General features: G+C 57.0%; 9 protein-coding genes and 1 pseudogene. 7 read left to right on the forward strand and 3 right to left on the reverse strand.

The window, feature by feature from the left end; all coding sequences use genetic code 11:
- The first annotated feature begins 173 nt into the window (after positions 1 to 173).
- From BM125_RS10685 to BM125_RS10710, 4 genes are all read left to right on the forward strand, one after another.
- On the forward strand, positions 174 to 4,469 hold the full coding sequence (locus BM125_RS10685) for an NACHT domain-containing protein (RefSeq protein WP_092407772.1): 4,296 nt from the start codon (positions 174 to 176) through the stop codon (positions 4,467 to 4,469).
- Positions 4,470 to 5,086: 617 nt separating this feature from the next.
- Positions 5,087 to 8,155: a UvrD-helicase domain-containing protein gene (locus tag BM125_RS10690; protein WP_245778887.1), complete on the forward strand. Its 3,069-nt coding sequence runs from the start codon at positions 5,087 to 5,089 to the stop codon at positions 8,153 to 8,155.
- 2,211 nt (positions 8,156 to 10,366) lie between these two features.
- Positions 10,367 to 11,542 carry a pentapeptide repeat-containing protein gene (locus tag BM125_RS20980; protein WP_425429615.1) on the forward strand — a complete coding sequence of 392 codons (1,176 nt, stop codon included), beginning with the start codon at positions 10,367 to 10,369 and terminating at the stop codon, positions 11,540 to 11,542.
- A 276-nt stretch (positions 11,543 to 11,818) separates the two neighbouring features.
- Positions 11,819 to 12,184 (forward strand): HigA family addiction module antitoxin, encoded by a 366-nt coding sequence (locus tag BM125_RS10710; RefSeq protein WP_175498019.1) that lies wholly within the window; start codon positions 11,819 to 11,821, stop codon positions 12,182 to 12,184.
- 44 nt (positions 12,185 to 12,228) lie between these two features.
- Here the strand turns inward: BM125_RS10710 and BM125_RS20900 are convergent, their stop codons facing one another.
- Complete coding sequence (locus tag BM125_RS20900; RefSeq protein WP_342741296.1) at positions 12,229 to 12,963, reverse strand: Mov34/MPN/PAD-1 family protein; 735 nt, start codon at positions 12,961 to 12,963, stop codon at positions 12,229 to 12,231.
- Between BM125_RS20900 and BM125_RS10720 the strand changes: the two genes are divergently transcribed.
- From BM125_RS10720 to BM125_RS10725, 3 genes and pseudogenes are all read left to right on the forward strand, one after another.
- Positions 12,877 to 14,961, forward strand: a complete 2,085-nt coding sequence (locus BM125_RS10720) for a DEAD/DEAH box helicase (RefSeq protein WP_092407784.1) — start codon at positions 12,877 to 12,879, stop codon at positions 14,959 to 14,961. The genes BM125_RS20900 and BM125_RS10720 overlap by 87 nt on opposite strands.
- 83 nt (positions 14,962 to 15,044) lie before the next feature.
- Positions 15,045 to 15,110: pseudogene (locus BM125_RS21070) on the forward strand (competence protein CoiA family protein); the annotation flags it as partial.
- Positions 15,111 to 15,209: 99 nt separating this feature from the next.
- On the forward strand, positions 15,210 to 15,851 hold the full coding sequence (locus BM125_RS10725) for a hypothetical protein (protein WP_175498020.1): 642 nt from the start codon (positions 15,210 to 15,212) through the stop codon (positions 15,849 to 15,851).
- Here the strand turns inward: BM125_RS10725 and BM125_RS10730 are convergent.
- Both BM125_RS10730 and BM125_RS10740 read right to left on the reverse strand, forming a co-directional pair.
- Entirely contained in the window at positions 15,836 to 16,612 is a 777-nt protein-coding gene (locus tag BM125_RS10730; RefSeq protein WP_092407789.1) for an ion transporter, read from the reverse strand. The two genes, BM125_RS10725 and BM125_RS10730, sit on opposite strands and share 16 nt — an antisense overlap.
- Positions 16,613 to 17,565: 953 nt before the next feature.
- On the reverse strand, positions 17,566 to 17,871 hold a 306-nt coding region (locus BM125_RS10740), incomplete at its 5' end, for an IS66 family transposase (protein ID WP_139224958.1).

Raw genomic sequence — 17,871 nt, forward strand, 5'->3', positions numbered from 1 at the left:
CGAAGGATTGCATGCAGGTGACGATGCCGCCTTGCCGAGCACATGAATCTATTGTACGTCGGAAGCCGGTAGCGCGAGCGAATCGCGTATATGCTTCAGATCCATAGATCGTGATCGCGACAACCTGACTCGCCTTGCAATAGCGAGGCGCCGACTTCGCCAATCTTACTGAAATGATCAAACGGACGTTTAAAGAGATACCCGCAGGGCGTGTGACGGAGTCAGACAATCCCGACTTTCTCGTTAGCCTGGGATGGTCCCAAGGGCTCGATTGGGATGCGCTGCTTCAGTCGAAGCGTGTGCTCATCATTTCGGAGGCAGGCTCCGGGAAGACGTACGAATGCCGCCAGCACGCGGAACGCCTCTACTCCGACGGTCAAGCGGCGTTTTTCGTTGAACTCTCCGAACTGTCGCGCAGTGGGCTAAGAGGTGTGCTCGACGACGAACAGGAAGCGAGGCTGGACACATGGCTGGGTTCTCAGTCGGAGGTGGCCACCTTCTTCCTTGATTCGATCGACGAGCTGAACCTTTCATTGGGTTCGTTTTCCCAGGCTTTGACAAATCTGAAGAAGGGAGTTGGCAGCCGGCTGGGGAATATTCGTGTCATCGTCACGAGCCGGCCGATACCGATTGATGAGCAGCTAATGCGTAAGCGGCTGCCAATTCCTCCTGATCCGTTGCCGGAGCCCACCGGCGAGGCCTTCGCCGATGTGGCTATCAATGGGCATCCCAACAGCCGGAATGCAAAGGGACCGCCCGATTGGCGAGTGGTCGCGGTAATGCCGCTTTCTGATGAGCAGATCCTTGAGTTTGCTCTCGGACAAGGCGTGAGTGACGCGTCTCAGCTTTTGGATGACCTACATAGGCGAAATGCGGTGGGGTTCGCGCGCCGCCCTCAGGATCTCATCGAGATCTGCGCCGATTGGCGGGTAAACAAGCGCATCAGAACACATCGGGAACAGGTCGAATCCAACGTTCAAGTGAAATTGAAGTCGCGTGACCCAAAGCACGAGGTTGCCGAATTGTCAGACGAAAGGGCGAAGGAAGGCGCCTCTCAACTCGCATTGGCGATGCAATTGACGAAGCGGCTTACTATCCGATACAGCGCAGGTGCCGACATTGTGGCGACGGACCGCCCCATCAATCCAGAGATTGTCCTGTCGCATTGGGCGCCGAAAGAGCGGGAGGCGCTGCTTGAGCGCCCGCTTTTCGGATTTGCGTCATATGGCCGGGTTCGATTCCATCATCGCTCCGTCATGGAGTATCTCGCAGCCCATCAATTGAGTTGTCTCCGTCGCAAGGGCATGTCGAGCCGTGCCCTCCAGACACTTCTTTTCGCCGAAACGCGAGGGAGAGCTATCGTTCGCCCTTCCAAACGCCCAATCGCTGGTTGGCTAGCCCTCACCGAGACTGAGGTCTTCGAGTTTCTAAGAGACAATGAACCATCAGTGCTACTGGACGAGGGAGATCCTGGCTCACTCACCTGCGCTCAAAGAATCCAAGCTCTTCGCGCATACGTTCAACGATATGGCCCAGGTGGATGGAGAGATCTGCGAGTTCCTCGCATTCAAGTTCATCGAATCGCATCATCAGACTTAGGCGACGAGATTCAGAGGCTTTGGGAATGTGGGGTTGAAAACCCCGACGTGCGAGTCTTTCTGCTCAATCTAATCGAGGCCGGACGCATCGATTCGTGCGCAAACATACCTTATGAACTGGTTTCGGATGTGGACGCCCAAGGTATTGAGCGCGTTGTAGCGATGGCCGCCTTGATCGCCATCTCAGATAGAAGGCTACCGGAAGTCTCACAGTCCATCGCTTGCGAAGAACTATATTGGCCTACGGAACTAGTCTGTGCGGCGCTCTTCAAGCTTTTCCCGAAGCACATGTCGGTTGGACAGTTCTGCAATGCGCTCCGAAGGATCGATGGTGAACCCGTCAGGTCCGGGAGCTTCGGCTGGGACCTTCCGCGATTCCTTGCGTCTCTTGAACTCGGCAAGTCTGCCGCTGCCACGCTCAGGGATGGTATTTCGGCCGTCGTCTCAGAAGGACTCAAATGGGATGACAAGTCGGGGGAACTTCGTGGCGGACGGCCTCTGTTGTCTATTGCATTGGCCGCGGTATGCGTGAATGGCCTACGAACCAACAGAAGCGATGGTTGGCTTCGCGCCAGTCTGCTCGCATTGCGGTTGTATCGCCCGAGCTCTGGCAATCCTGAGCCGATCGAGACGTTGAAAAAGGAGCTCTACGAACTCAATGGCGAAGAAAATGCTCGGCTCTTCTGGGTTGCAGACGCCTTTAGTCGCGAGTTCCGAGTGATCGACGATCCTCGCAAGCGGTTGAACGCCATCCTTGCATATGACGAAGCTGTGCAGATAAGCCGCGATCGCGACTCGGTGTGGATTCGACAATCGCTGGGAGACGCGTCGCTGGACCTCGCAGATCGTGAAGTGCTCCTAGAGATTGCTGTCGGTCTTTTTCCAGATGCGCAAGAGTGGTCAGATCACCTTTCGGACCTGAGGTCGCGCGTTGACGGTGAGCGCGTGCTACTCGATAGGCTCGATAAGTATTTGCGGAAGCCGCCAAGGCGTCGAGGGCTTGGGAGGTTTGAAAAACGCGATAGAAAGCGTCGCGAACGCGCGAGACGGAAGAAGGCAAGGCAACGCGCCAGCTGGATTCAGCTCTGGAGGACGGTTGTCAACGAACCAGACGTCGCATTTTCCGGAGATCGGGACCGCCATTCAGCATGGTACTTGTGGGAGACGATGAGTCGTGATGGTGAGCATCCTTCCGGGTGGAATCGAGGATTCATCGAGAGGACCTTTGGCGACGGCATCGCAGACCGGTTCAGGCTTACGTTGATGAAGGTCTGGCGCGAGGGTTCGCCGCTGCTTCTTAGCGAGCGGTCCAATGATAAACGCAATACCATCTATTCAGAGTTGCGGTTTGGCTTGAGCGGCATCTATGCGGAAGCAGAGGACCCGAATTGGGCTGGCAAGCTAATGCATGATGAGGCTGTGCTAGCAGTAAGGTTCGCGCCGTACGAGTGGGACCATCTGCCAGAATGGATGGATTCGCTATCAATAGCACATCCCGATGCAGTTGTTCAGGTGCTCGGTTCTGAAGTTTTGTGGGAGTTGCATCACGAGGTCGCGGAGAGTGGATTTTCTCGACTTCTCCAGTGCATTGAGTTTGGCCCGCCTGGGCCGGCCGCGTTGCTGATCAAGCAGTTGATGGGCTGGTTGATGAGAAGTGGCGATCGGCAGGGTGAAGAGAGTAATGCTAAGGGTGTCGCTGATAGGCTGACCCAGGTCGTCGGTATCATTATGAAGTTTGGCGATGAGGCAGCTCGTTCTGAATTACTGGACGTGACGAAAGACCGACTTCAGTCGGCCCCATCGCTAGCTGTGCGGAGAGTATGGATCCCGACAGCCTTACGATTGAGTCCGGAAGCCGGTGTCAAGGCGCTCGAAGACGAGCTGGCTAAAATTGGTCCAGACGAACGCGGTGTTGCAGTCGATTTGCTCGCGCGCCTGTTCTGCGACCAGAGGAACGCGATTGAATTGAATGACGATTGCTTCCCACCTCAGTTGCTCTTGCGATTACTCCGGCTCTCCTTTATGCATATTCGAGTCGAAGATGCGGTCGAACGTCGCGAGGAGGATTTTCCCAACAATGCGGGGCGGGTTCAAAGCATCATTATTGAGGCACTTTTCGCCCGAAAGGGTGATGAAGGATGGGCCGCGAAGATGGAGATGGCGAACGATCCTCTTTGTGAGCATTTCCGGGATCGAATTGTCGCTGTTGCGCAGGAGACTTGGGCTCAGGAATTCGACTCGGATGCTTTGGATGACGAGCAGGTCGCCACGCTTGAGGATAGTCTTGAAGCGCCACCTTCAACAAACGAGGCGATGTACGCAATGTTGATGGATCGGCTGGCCCAACTCGACGATCGTCTTCTCCGTGATGATTCCCCGCGTGAATTGTGGTCGCGCATCCCGGAAGAGAAGTTGATGCGCCGGGAGATCGCGCGCCAGCTTAAGGGCGTCGCCAATGGCATGTATCTCGTCGATCAGGAAGCGGTGACCGCCGATGAGAAGGAGACAGACATCCGCTTGCGCTCTGTTACCGGTGGCTATGAAGGAGTGGTCGAGCTCAAGATTGGTGAAAAAGACCGCTCGGCTAAGGAATTGGTTGGTGCAATTGAAGATCAGCTCGTGATGAAGTATTTGGGTCCGGAAAAGCGAAGGTCGGGAGTGTTGCTGATAACGCTGGCGAAGGAGCGGACGTGGGTGCATCCGACCGAAGGTCGCAAAATCGATGTGCGGGAACTCATGTGCCTGCTTCGTGAAGAGGCGCAGCGAGTTCGGTTGAAATTCAACGATACGATTCAAGTCGCCGTTCATCTCCTTGATTTGCGCCCGCGCGCTCCCGTTGAAGGCGCCAAGAGGTCGAAGTCGTCCCCATAGGTGCGCTTCCGAAGCCGGTGCTGCGATGGGCCGCCTTTCAGTGCTTCGACGGAGCTACACTTCGGCGTAGCCCCTGTCAGTGAGTCTGACGAAGAAGGCTCTCCGGTCAACATTGATCCAGCCCGCTTGTTGCGCGTACGTCAGTCCCCCTTCGAACTCGACGCCTGGGCGGATGGGTCCAAACACCTGGCGAAGGGCGCCTAACGGCAATTGCTCGCCAGGTTAGCAGCCATCATTGCGAAGGATCACGAGGACTTCGCGGGCGAGGGCGCGGCAGTCTAGGGTTGCGTTCATTGTCGTACTCCTTATGGTTGACCAGTCGTTAGTAGTGCCCAAATGTTGCGACTGCACTCTAGTTATGCTTTTCAGGAATTCTCCGGCTCTCCGGCCTGGTTTCGGCCAGTAATCGAGCTTTCCGGGCGGCTCGCAAGCCTCATCACCGGCAGCCCGGTCATCAGACCGTGCGGGGGCCTCCGATTTCGCGTTGGTCTAAATGTTGCTTCTCCCGTCGTACTAACGCTGGACTAACCTGACCAGAGTCGAAGCATTGGAGCGCGATGCGGGTGGAATGGGGATCGACTACATACGGCGAAATGATTACGGGCACCAAACATTGGATGGCCGGTATTGACGAGGATCGATTCTGGCTCCGGATTGAGGGCCAGCCGGACGGTCTCCTGGTTCACTTGGTGCAGGTGAGGGCTGTTCGCATCGAGGCAGGGTTGCTCTGGGCGACCTGTTATTTTGACCTTCAGAGGGGCGAGGAGAAGTTCACCCGCACGGTCGACGGCATTCCCAACGAGCACGCACATCAGATGCAGGCAAGTATCACCATGTCTGTCATCGATGCAATCGCGCGCTTCGTCACTGCGAAGACGTCTGAGCTCGAACTTTGGTTGGACCGGGCCATGATGTCACTGAAGAGCGCGCCGGGCGTCGTAATAGCTGGAGAGGCAATTCACAGAGCTCTTGAGGACGTGAGGCCACCGGCAACACCGGGTGACATTCCTTGGGGAAGCATTCTCTGGCACAGCGAAGCGCCCGCCGCGCGCCCCAAGGCCCAAGCCTGGCCAACGTGGCAGGACCCACCCAGCATCGAGTTGGAGAAGCGGTTTCGCGCCCACAATGCGGCCACGTTCAAGCAGGCGCTTGGCCGCTGGTATGCCGCCGTGACGGCGCCCATTGGGCGAGGGCGATGGATCCCAAAGGGAGAAGTCGGCCGACTGCTGGTGAAGAATCCTGCTCCCCATTGGCCGGGCCGGTCCTGGAAAGAGACGGTCGGGGATGCTTCACCCGAGACAACGCTGAGGCATCTATACGGTAGGGAGAATGAAAAGCATTTGGCGTACCAGAAGGAGTTCAGAGGCCCCTTCTTTGATAGCGTCGAGAAGAATCCGCTGACGGAGGAGCAGATTCATGCCTGCGTGTGCATGGATGACAGCGTCATGGTCGTTGCTGCCGCAGGATCGGGCAAGACGTCCACCATGGTGGCCAAGACTGGGTATGTGCTTTTGGAGAAGTTGGCTGAACCCGAGCAGATTCTCTTGCTTGCATTCAATCGAGCGACTGCAGACGAGGTCGGCCGGCGCATTGCCGAGCAGCTGCGGGGCATGCCGAGCGTTGACCGTGTCAGGTCGAACACCTTTCATGCGTTTGGAATTGACATCATCGGCAAAGCGACAGGGCGGACACCCTCGCTGGCACCGTGGCTGGATCCCAACAAATCGGGCGCGGACGTTCGGAAGGTCGCTGAAATCATCGAGAGTCTTGGCGCGCGTGACAAGACATTCAAGCGCGACTGGGACCTGTTTCGAACGGTCTACGCCCGCGATATCGGCAAATGGGGGGTTCGGCAAGAGCCTGACACCTATCGAAATGGAAGGCGTGGGTTCGACACCGCAGGAGGCCAGGTCGTAAAGAGCAAGGAAGAGCGGATCATCGCTAATTGGCTCTTCTACCATCGGATCAACTACGAGTACGAGAGACGCTACGAGCACGATACCGCTGACTCGGAGCATCAGCAGTACGTCCCTGACTTCTATTACCCCGGCGTGCGGTTGTATCACGAACACTTCGCGTTGAACGCACGAGGCGAAGCGCCGCCCCATTTCGAGAACTACAAGGAAGGTGTCGCTTGGAAACGCCGGATTCATGCAGAGAAAAGCACTGACTTCATCGAAACAACGTCCGGCGAGCTGGCCTCCGGTAGGGCGATAAAGAAGCTGAAGCGTGAGCTAATCAAGCGTGGTTTGAAGCCTACTTTTGATCCACAGCGCCCCGCGCCTGGTATGCCGCCAGTCTCCGAGATGGAGCTATCCAGGTCATTTCGCGTGTTTCAGCAACACGTCAAGAACAACGGACTGACCCACTCACAGCTGCAAGCAGCCTTGAACGCGCAGTCTCGGGAGGGCTATGCCGCTCGGCTGCGCATGTTTCTGGCGTTGTATGAGCGAATCTCTGAGGAGTGGGAGCGCCTTCTGAAAGAAGGAGGCTACATCGACTTCGAAGACATGCTCATCCAGGCAGCGGAACACGTGGAGGAGGGGCGATATCAAAGCCCCTACACGGTCATCCTTGCGGACGAGTACCAGGATAGCTCACGGGCCCGCGTTCGACTTCTGAAGGCCTTGGCAGCGAGCCCGTCGGTTCCAACCCATCTTTGCGTAGTCGGCGATGACTGGCAGGGCATCAATCGGTTCGCCGGCTCGGATATCTCAGTCATGCGGGAGTTCGAATCGATCTTTGGCTATGCGACACGCTTGACTTTGAATACGACATTTCGGTGTCCGAACGACGTATGCGAGGCTTCCAGTGCCTTCATTCAGGTCAATCCCGCCCAAATCTCGAAGGTGGTTTCGACCACAAATCCGCTATCCAAAACCCCCCTCTTGGCATTCGGCCTCCAGAGCCAAGAATCCATTGTCCCTTACATCGAGCAACAGCTGGAGGACATGCATCGCTACGCTGCGGATGGGAAGCTTAGGTCCATGAGCGGATCGCACGTTACTGTGAAGCTCCTGGGCCGGTATCAGAACGACCGACCTTCAGAGCTAGCCGATTGGATCGAACGGTTCGGAGACCGACTGAAGATCGACTTCAGCACGGTCCACGGTTCCAAGGGGCTTGAAGCGGAATATGTCTTCGTTCTGAATGTCGTCCAGGGCACACGGGGGTTCCCCAGTCAGATTCAGGATGACCCGGCTCTTCAATTGGCAATGCCCGAGCCTGACCCGTTCCCATTCGCGGAAGAGCGACGCCTTTTCTATGTCGCCATGACGCGCGCCCGCAAGCAGGTCCGCTTCTACACAACACTCGGGCAGCCCTCACAGTTTCTGGTTGAGCTCGTGGCGAGCGGGCATCTAGCCATTGAACCGGTCGATGGTGATCCCTTGGAGCCGTGCCCCAGGTGCCAAGCCGGCGTCCTCCTGCAGCGTCAGGGGCCGCGTGGGCCATTCTTGGGATGCAGTCGCTTTCCAGCGTGCGAGTTCTCTCAAGATATGGAAACTGAGGCGCGGCCACTCCCCACGTTAGCGCGAACGAGCCGAATACGGTTTCCGGTCAGTCCGGGCGATCCATGTCCGGTGTGCCGCACCGGGACACTCATAAAGAGGGCGGGGCGGAACGGCGACTTTATTGGCTGTTCACGCTACCGGCAGGGATGCGGGGCGACGGCGAGCATTCGGTAGCGCAGACAGCGCCCGGCGTCGCTGATATTTTGTCAATCTGAACCGAGCGAGCATCTTGCTCGCGGGACCTCCTGCGCCCTCCCCCTCGGTGCTCCACAGCACAAAATGTGATGTGTTTAACATTTCATGACTTTGGTGTAAATTCATTTCGGGGTAGATCATTCATTGCCTGAGCGCGGAAATTTCGGTCATGGGGATCCATGCCCTAGTGTCCGCGGGCGATTTCCGGCGAAGTGGGCTAACCCAGATCGTCGCGTTGATGTCCTGTGACAAGGAGTGCCGCATGCAGTGCCCAGCCGCTCACAAAACTTGTGCGCGATCCGGAAGAGGCCCGCTGCCTATTCTTCTCTCGCTGCTTCTCCTCTTATCTGGCACCGTTTGCTATGCGAACGGGTGTCCGATCGGCGACTGGACTTATTCTGAAAGTTCTCTTCAAAAGGCTCGCGGCCGTATCAAATCAACGGCGCATAAGAGTGTTTCGAGCCGTATCCAGTGCGGACTAGCAATCGACGAAGCTTTCGACGGCGCGGCAGTCTTTCCTAAGGAGTGCAGTGCGTGCGTAAGAGAGTATGTTGGATTCTTGCTCGACATGACTCAATACGAGCGACTTGCTGCAGAGCAAACTGCCTCAGCTAAGTCCCGCTCCGACTACTACGAGAGTGAGATCAGGACTCGAAGGAAGCTTGCCGAATTTCTTAGAGCGCTTCCACAAGAAGATTGGACTCGCGCTACCTGGACGAGAAACTTCGAGGGGTTGGGAGATGCGATGGAGCGAATGCATGACGGTCACGACTATCATGTGGCGGCCACGCTTGCTGCGGACAGGGATATGTCCGTGAAGACCTTCGAAACGTGGGCGCGTGCAATCCGGTCTTGCGATGAGTGGGACTTCGTTCAAGGGCAGAACCGTGATCTCCCGGCGCTCAAAGAAGCTCTCTTGTGCGTTGACGAGTGCAAGTTAGCGCTGACGAGAATCCTAGACCGATCGCGAATAGGTGCAGTCGATGGACCGAACATCGACCTCGCTCTGAGTGCCCTCCTGCCGGCGAACGAAGATTGTCCAATTCACCCCGCTTCCAACTAGATCAGGAAGAAGAACGACATGGCTACGAGTACTGGGTTCTCCGCTGCTCTGTTGGTCATACTGCTCTTCGCGAGTTCGGGAGTAAGCGCAGAGCCAGACAGTTCGATCCCAGCGAAAACTGAGGCTGACGGATTATCCAAAGGCGCTACTGAGCCCGATAGTAGCCCAGCAGGCGCCCCAAACCCGTTCACGGCGTTAATCTCGGTCGAGAACCGAGGCGCTATCAGCTACGGAGATAGTGTTCTCATTTCGGTGTTGATTACACCTCTAAGAGGATGGGACCTCGAATCAGTGAGGGTTCACCCTCTTGGTGAACTTGCCACCATCTACCAGAACGCGACAGACGACATCGATCCATTTAGTCAGCAGCCTACACGGGAGCTTGGGGTCGGATGCCGAGTCGAGTCAGACACAGATAGCCACGCGCAAGGGGTGCCGTTCTTGGCAGTCTGTCAGCTGACCAGCCTTAAAGCGGGGTGGTATCGGCGGGTTGATCTCAACACGCTTTTAGGTAGTGGCAAGCAGCAATTCAGGATCCAAGTCGCAATCAGAGAGGGCATGGGCGAAGCCCGCTCGTACTACGTGTCGGGTAGCGCGGATTTTGTCAGTCCGAAGTTCGCCGTCATCCTGGGTGGATTCGCGGGAGCACTCATGTGGGCGTTGTTCCTGCAAATTTCCACGACGGACGAGAATACGACGCGGAAGCCGATTGACGGATGGACAGACTTGCTTTCTCGGATAAATCGAGCTGTGCCGCCGACAATCGCGGGCCTGGGGCTAGGACTTTGGACTGCGCTACGTAGCTCGCTGGTCGGCGGCAGCTTAGCACTCGTGCTAATCGTTCTGGCAAACTCAACCCAAGGGTTCGATCCACCCATCTCGCTTCGCATACAGGATTTTTGGGGAGGGATGTTGATAGGAATTCTGAGTACGCCCTTGTCGAGGTGGGTGCGTCAAAAGGTCACCACTCTTGTTCCAGGGGAATAATGTTCGGCGAATGGTGATTCCGTAGAGGGATTGCGTTACTGGGGGTGCGGAAGATTGCTTGCTTGTGCTCGGCTTTCGTTGCGGGTCTAGTGATTTTCGGACGTCAGGAGAGTGTAGTGGCTGATTGCAAGCATTTGCAGGTGATCAATTCGGGGGTCGAGGAATGGAATCGCTGGAGGGAAGACAATAGAAGCGTTCGGCCAGACTTAAGCGGCGCGAATCTAGTTCTTGCCTCGGTAGGCGGCGATTCAAAGTGGGACCTAACGAACTGTAATTTGATTGGGGCAACTTTCAATGGTTTGAGCCAAGCAAATCTTATCAAGGCCGAGTTGAGTGACATAGTAGTCAGAGGGAAAGTCGAGTACGTAGATTTCTCTAGATGCAATATGCTGAACGTCGATTTTTCTGACGTTGAGTTCATAAATTGCGTCTTCTCTGGAGTGAAGGCCTTAGAATGTAAGTTTTCAGGAACAAAATTCCTAGCAAGGGAGGGTGGCGCTGATTTTCCCCGGTCATGCACCCTGGAGAGCGGAGTCTTTTCCTCTTGTCAATTCGACGGAGCTAGGCTAAGCGATTGTAAGATAACGAACGCTAGATTTGATATGTGTGACTTCAGGCAAGCTGTCGGATACCAGTTCGACAGCAATGCACTGAAGGAGTGCACTCTTTCTTCTAATTCTAACGATGATTGGTCGGTCTTGAGGAGAAAATACACGGGTGCAAATATGGTCTTCAATTTGGTCTTGTCGGCCATCTTCTTCGCGCCATGGGCGCTTGACGCTCTCAGGTGGAGCGCGTTGAATGAGTTTCAGATGAGTGCTGTACGTGCTGTGAACTCTGTTCGAGTGGAACTAAATGGAAAATCGCGCATAGACCTCACAGACTTTAACGCACTAGCGGAAGATATTCTGGAGAAAGTTCACAGTCCGGGGATGGAGGCGTGCCTTTCGCAACGTGAGACGTCTCGATTTAGTGACTCAGGGAAATGTCTAGAGATTTGGCAGGTGATGCTCGGGGTTCAGCTTGGCTGGCGTGCTTGGCTCGTTGCATGCTTGCTTCTTTGCTACAACTTGACGCGTCTCTTGGTTACTTGGGTAGTTGCTCCGATGCGAGACGAGGAGGCGCGGAGCGGGCTTACGCCGGCTAGGGAGCTACTTTCTGCGCCATGGCCGGAACGGATGCGAAGTACCTATCGGTGGCTAATGCCGCTCCACAAGTCGTTGGTTTTTGGGGCCTGGTTTGCTGTTCTAGCTGCGCTGTGGCACGTCGTGCCGCGATTACTCTCACCTGTTTGGTTGGTTTCGGCTGGCGGTTAATGTAACGTCATCCTTGACATAATGTAACTAATATGGTTACCATGATACTGACTAGAAGAAACTTCACACACTCTGGACTTGCGGACGCTCATTTCGGAATCAGTCATCCGTCGATCCCGGCTGCGGTACAGCCACGGTGTCAACGTCTGACAGACAGTATCGAGAGCGCTGTTCGCCCAGAGGACCTGGATTTGGCAGGGAACGGATACCGAGTTTCAGGAGATGTTCACTCGGTGAGTGTTGATGGGTACTACCGCATTACGTACGAATGGATTGATGATCATGGTCACAACATTGACTTCGTTTGAAGAGGAACGAAAGCGCCCTCCGACTCATCCCGGACTTATCTTGAAAGCGGACGTGCTTCCTGCTTTGGGAGTCACACAAGAGCAGTTTGCAAATCTCCTAGGGCTCTCGCGGAAGACGGTCAACGAGATCCTTGGATGTAAGGGGTCTGTCACCGCGCAGACAGCGGTAAAGCTAGGGTCGCTTCTGGGGAACTCGCCTATGTTTTGGCAGAATTTGCAAGTGACGTATGATTTGTGGCAAGCAAAGCGGACGCTGGGTTTTGAAGAGATGGAGCGGTTGCGAGAGGCGCACGTTAACTTTTTGGCTACCGGAAAGTTTTATTTCCGCGGTTAGCATTGCGGCTAGGAGATAGGATTTTTTTCCAGCTGATTTCGTGATCATTCCGCTTCTAGGCGAAGAACCCGCAGGTCCTCTTCGCCGACGATGAGCTGAATCGCTGGCAAGCCATCGTCGGCCATTCCAAGAGCCAGATGAATCAGCTGCATGAGATCGTGCTCACTGGGTAAGGCGGAATGACCCGGTGGGTGGCTATGCCACTCGCCAATGTAGCCAACCATCCCTGCAGTGCGTGCCGTGGCTTCATTGACGGCTTCCTTCAATCCTGATAATCCGCGCTCGAACGAATCGGGATGGCTTTCACTGTCGGGAGGGGCGGGCAGGCCCATGACGATGACGACTGCCTTGACATTGAAATCATAGTAGCCGAGGAGTACGCCCCCGGTTTCGTTGGGAAGTCGCTGTCGCCGGAGTTCGCGTAACTGTTGCTTGACGGCATCGTCAATGAAAATGTCAACGTCGCCGGATGATATGCGCTGCTCTGGCATGACTGGAACATCGTGCACCTTGACAGAGCCAAGCTTAGGGTCGCGCTGCCACACACGAATTAGCGCTTCTTCGGTGCTTGCGGTAGCTTGAATCTGTTCGGATAGAGTGCTTGCGTGCCCCAGTACCCGGGAATAGGGCATCACGGTTGAAATGTCTCGACAACTCGCACCGCTCCAGAATGTACGCACCTGTCCGCCCAGATGGAATTTGCCCCAATCCGACTGGATGGTGACCGCCTGGGCCTCATCGTCTACATCAGTCCACTCAAAGCCCTCATCAACGATCAATTCGGTCGGCTGGACCGCCTCTGCGTCGAGTTAGATATTCCCGTTTGTCCCTGGCATGGCGACATTAGTGCGGCGGCGAAGCGACGATTCTTGGCGAGCCCGAATGGTGTCTTGCTCATCACGCCGGAGTCCCTGGAGGCGACGTTATGTAATCGGGGCACGTCCGTCGCGCGTATCTTCGAGCGGCTTGATACCTTCGTCATCGACGAGTTGCATGCCTTCATAGGGAGCGAGCGGGGGAAGCAGATGCAATCGCTGCTGCATCGCATTGAGACGATCATCGAGCGCACCGTGCCCCGCATCGGACTGTCGGCGACCTTGGGCGACATGCAGTTGGCGGCGGACTTCCTGAGAAGTGGTGGTGAGGTCGCCATCGTGGACGCCGATTCGGGTGAGTCGCGCTTGCTGGTCAAGGTGAAAGGCTATGAGGAGGCGAAGCCGGAGCCCGGCACGTCACCCGCGGACACAGAAGGGGAGGGTATGGCCGCGCTCGCGATCGCCCAGCATCTCTTTCGCGTCTTGAGAGGCTCGAACAATCTCGTGTTTCCGAACAGCCGGCGCGAAGTGGAGCGCTATACGCTCCATCTCAATCAGCTGTGTGAGGGCGAGCGGGTGCCCAATGAGTTCTGGCCTCATCATGGCAACCTCTCCACGGCGATTCGAACTGATACGGAAGCCGCCCTCAAGCAGAAGGGCCGCCCGGCAACGGCGGTATGTACGAACACGTTGGAACTCGGCATCGACATCGGTGCCGTCAAGAGTGTCGTGCAGATTGGTCCACCGCCCTCAGTCGCCAGTCTCCGGCAGCGGCTAGGACGCTCCGGACGACGGCCCGGCGAGCCTGCAATCTTGCGCGGCTATGTGATTGAAGACGCACTCAGCAAGACCGCAACGCTTGCGACACAACTGCGCCTGGACACCGTGCGTACGGCCGCGACGATTTCGCTTCTGCTCGAAGGCTGGTTCGAGCCGCCAGTCGCCCACGGCGCCCATCTCTCCACGCTCGTCCAACAGCTGCTCTCTGCCATTGCGCAATACGGTGGCCTATCGGCTCCGAAGGCGTACGGCTTACTGTGCGGAGCGACGGGACCATTCTCAGGGCTGACCAAGACCGAGTTTTTGGAGCTGTTGCAGCAGCTCCATGCCGAAGATCTGATCATGATGGATACGTCTCGTCTGCTCCTGCTCGGTGTCAAGGGCGAACAGTTCGTCAATCACTACTCGTTCTATGCCGCCTTCGCGTCCGACGATGAGTTCCGGGTCGTGGCGGGAGGCTCACTGCTCGGCACGCTTCCAGTCAGCCAGATGCTTAGGGCAGGGCAGCGTATCGTCTTTGCCGGGCGGACATGGCTCGTCGATGACGTCGACGATGCCGAAAAGGTCATCCACGTCTCCGCGGCTAAGGGCGGCGCACCCCCGCTCTTCAGTGGATCCGGGGGGCGGGTTCACCCGCAAGTCCGTCAGCGGATGCGCGAGATCTACGCATCCGAGGCCGCGTTGCCCTACCTCGATGAAGTAGCGCAGCGATTCGTGGACCAGGGCCGCGCATGTTTCAGGACGCTTGACCTTGGTACGCAGTGGCTCCTGGAGAGCGGAAAGGACGGAACGCTGGTGACCTGGTTGGGCGACTCGGCCAATGAAGCCATCGGCTGCCTGCTTGTTTCGCGAGGAGTGGATGCGAGTGCGGGGCAACTCGGTGTGGATGTCTCACGCGGGGAGCGGAGCTGGGACGAGATCCGGGCCTGCATCAACGATCTCGCGAGGAGCGAAGTTCCGCCGGTTGAGGCCCTACTCGCGGATGCGAAGAACCTCCTTCGCGAGAAATGGGATTGGGCGCTTCCCCGATCTCTGCTTCAGAAGTCGTATGCGAGCCTCAATCTCGACCTCGATGACGCAATGAGCTGGCTGCGTCGCGTGAGTACACGCGCCATCGAGGGCAAGCCGCCGATGTCATCACTTGGCTTCGACGAAGCGGGGAGGGTGCTCCCATCGAACTGACGCTGATTCCATTTGGATGGAGTCTCGATGGGCAAAGGCTGGTCGATGTCGCAGATGTCGCGCGCGGGTCTGCGTGCCACTGTATTTGTCCGTCGTGTAAGACGCGCCTCGTGGCACGTAAGGGTGCGCGCCGCGCGCCGCATTTCGCGCACGCCGCTCGGAAGGCCTACGACGACACCCAAAGCCCATGCGACTATTCGATATTCGTCGCAGCTCGGTCGATGCTAAAGCAATTGGTAGGCGACAGCTTGAAGCTGCTGTTGCCCGCATATCGGGATTGCGTCCGGTCCGACGTTAACGGATTCGACGATATCGAAGAGTGGTTTACTGTTACCGAGAGCCGAAGAGTTGCGGTGACCGATGTCACGGTTGAGACGAGTCTCGATTCGACGATCGTGGACATTTTCGGTGCCATTGCCGGGTACGGCTTTGTTGTCTACTTTACGTATCCGGGGCGTTGGGTTCCAGACAGCCTATATCATCCCAAGGACTCGCGGTGCGGCGTGATTGAAGTCCGGCTGCACGGCATCGAGCGCGCTTTTTTTAATGGACACCTTTCGGGGAAGTCCTATAGGGAGGTCCTCCTGGACTTCTTGACCGAGGATTTGAGCGCCAAGCGATGGATCTTCCATCCGGGATACCAGAGCGCAGAGTCGGAAGCGAAAGCAAAAATGTCGAAGCGACTGCAGATTTCTCGCGAGAGTGCTCCGACGAAATTGTCGGTGCAGCGGCACGCGACTCCTACGGCGGGCGCAGCGCCAGTGGCTTCGATGGCCGACTATGCGTGTGTGATCTGCCTTGCAACATGGGAGGCGCCGCGCAGTAGGGGGCCTTGCAATTGTCCGAAGTGCGGAGGGCTCCTCTGTGCCCGCGTTCAACCCTCGCGCTGATCGCTCTTTTTAGCGCCGCCCGGATTCTCCCTACGCCTGGCGAAAGCTTCCGAGAACGCCGCAGCGAGAATTCCGGTTGGCATGGCAATCAGACCGATGCCGGAGATGGCCGTAAGCGCCGCGAGCACCTTGCCAAGGGCCGTGACCGGCACAGCATCGCCGTATCCGACGGTGGTGAGCGTACAGATGGACCACCAGAGCGCACGTGGAATGCTTCCGAAGTACTCAGGCTGGATATCCCCCTCGACCGAATAGAGCGCACCGGCAGTGAGAATGATGACCGCACCCGCCAGGCCTACCGCGAACGTAAGCTCGTAGCGTCGGTTCAGTATCGACTCCAGCACCAGGCGCATCGCTTCTGAATATCGAAGCAGCCGGGAGAGTGCGAGGATTCGGAACAGCCGGATGATTCGGACGAGAAAACTCTGTCCTCCCCAGCCGAACAGGAATGGAAGGATGGCCAGCAGGTCCACGAGGGCCATCGGTGTCGCCATGTAGCGCAATCGTCCGCGAACACCTTCAAAGGATGGATTTGCCCCAGCGCACCAGACGCGAAGGATGTATTCCATCGAGAAGACACACGCGATGATGACGTCGATTCGATCTGCCCAGCCGCCCAGGGCCGTTTCGACCGTAGGTTCAGTGCGAGCGATGGCGAAGATGACGGAGCCAATGATGAGGACGGCACTGGCGATCTGGGTACGGGTGAGTCCGTTTCCCTGGGTGCCATGAAACGCGTGGTGTACGGCTTGGAGTAGCATCGAGCCCCCTGCGTTGGGTATAGCCGGAATCCTACGGCATTCACTCGCGTGTTCCGGCTTTGTGATGAAGCGCTAGTCTGGTGAAGCCAACGATTTTCTGTCGCCGTCTCAACCCGGCAACGCTCGATTAAGATTCAACTTCGAGCTCGGTTGCAACTTGGGCAGCGAGCGCACGACCAGGATCACATTCCTGCATGCCGGCCTCTCCTTGCCAACTTTCTAGTCATCCGGGCGCCGTATTTCGAGTACTGGGTGGTGGTAGGTGACTCCCTGAAGGGTAGCGGTTGCCTAAAGAGCGTTGGTAGGCATTGCAATACGCGATCCGGATATCTTGCTACGGGGTTTTGACGGCGGTATAAAGCCACGTCGGCACGCACAACGCGGCCGATGTTTGGCTCAATCGGCTCTAGCTGTTGAGTGCCTCCGCCATGCCCCATACGGCAGGTGAGGGGACTTCTCTTGCAGCCTGGATCCCTTTGTGCCCAATCGTTTCGCCTCAGCACGCACGCGTGCTTTTTATCTCCAAAATGGCCAGTGCTATTATTGCCTTCAGCCGATGTGGCTGAGCGACCCTGATGCGTTCGCCGTGCGCCACGGACTTCGCCTCCGACAGGTCCGAACATTCCAATGCACGGCTGAGCACCTCGTGGAACGCCAGAAGGGTGGGAGGGGCGGAACTAACATCGTGGCCGCTTGCCGGCTCTGCAATGCCTGCCGCCATCAAGGCCGGCCAGGTCGCGCACCCTCGCCAGATGCTTGGAAAAAACGAGTGCGGCACTTGGTTGCCAAAGGATGCTGGCGAACTCTACCAAAAAGTGCCTCTTCTGGAATCTGGAATGAAGACGCACCTTCACGCCGGAATCTTTAGTCTCTTCTCACCTAAGCATGCAATTGGATGCGCAATCGATCGTAAGCGCCTGCTCCCGACACGTTGCGCACCGGCATGACTCGGGTTACGCGGCAGGCTTCCAGCGATGTGGCAGCAGAGTGTCGATGTCGCGATCAAGGGTCGTAGGCAATCGCGTGAGCACGTCGGTGAGCCAGGCGAGTGGCTCGTGGCCGTTGGCCTTTGCGGTGGCCAGCAGGCTCATGATGGCCGCAGCGCGTTTGCCTGCGGTTTCGGAGCCGGCGAACAGCCAGTTCTTGCGGCCCAGTGCGATGGGTCGGATCGCATTCTCGATCGCATTGTTGTCGATCGGGTAGCTGCCGTCCTCGGCATAGCGCGCAAGGGCTGGCCAGCGACGCAAGGTGTAGTCGAT

This window comes from Dokdonella immobilis (assembly GCF_900115085.1).
In the GTDB taxonomy this organism is placed as follows: domain Bacteria; phylum Pseudomonadota; class Gammaproteobacteria; order Xanthomonadales; family Rhodanobacteraceae; genus Dokdonella; species Dokdonella immobilis.

Coding starts and splice junctions, on each gene's coding strand:
- BM125_RS10685 (WP_092407772.1), top strand. CDS start 174: ATGATCAAACGGACGTTTAAAGAGATACCCGCAGGGCGTGTGACGGAG.
- BM125_RS10690 (WP_245778887.1), top strand. CDS start 5,087: ATGGCCGGTATTGACGAGGATCGATTCTGGCTCCGGATTGAGGGCCAG.
- BM125_RS10710 (WP_175498019.1), top strand. CDS start 11,819: ATGATCATGGTCACAACATTGACTTCGTTTGAAGAGGAACGAAAGCGC.
- BM125_RS10720 (WP_092407784.1), top strand. CDS start 12,877: ATGGAATTTGCCCCAATCCGACTGGATGGTGACCGCCTGGGCCTCATC.
- BM125_RS10730 (WP_092407789.1), bottom strand. CDS start 16,612: ATGCTACTCCAAGCCGTACACCACGCGTTTCATGGCACCCAGGGAAAC.